The organism is Oleiphilus sp. HI0061 (assembly GCF_001635675.1).
This window is the reverse complement of the sequence record NZ_LWFE01000411.1, coordinates 1-461: the sequence shown is the minus strand read 5'-3', so window position 1 is coordinate 461 and position 461 is coordinate 1. Positions and strand designations below refer to the sequence as shown.

The following is a 461-nucleotide window of genomic DNA, read 5'->3' as shown; positions in this document are numbered from 1 at the left end:
GGTACAATAAAGTGGTCTGAGAATGCCAATATTGGTTACTACGCTCAGGATCACGCTTCAGATTTCGAAGAAGACAAAGATCTATTCGAATGGATGGGTGAATGGGGGCAAGAAGGTGATGACGAACAAGTGATTCGTGGCACTCTTGGTCGCTTACTTTTCTCTCAGAACGATATCAACAAGTCAGTCAAAGTGATTTCGGGTGGAGAGCAGGGCAGGATGCTATTTGGCAAGATCATGCTTCAGAAGCCAAATATTCTTGTGATGGATGAGCCGACTAACCACTTGGACATGGAGTCTATTGAATCCTTGAATATGGCGCTAGAAAAGTTTGAAGGAACTCTACTGTTCGTTTCTCACGATAGAGAATTTGTTTCATCTTTGGCGACACGTATTATCGAGATTACGCCTGATGGCATAGTCGACTTTAACGGTAACTATGATGAATACCTAGAGAGCCA

The 461-nt window shown here is 43.2% G+C and carries 1 protein-coding gene; it reads left to right on the top strand.

Features of this window, described 5'->3' with window-relative positions:
• Positions 1-461, top strand: a 461-nt coding sequence (locus A3735_RS05575; RefSeq protein ID WP_156499434.1) for an ATP-binding cassette domain-containing protein, incomplete at both ends; no start/stop codon positions are given.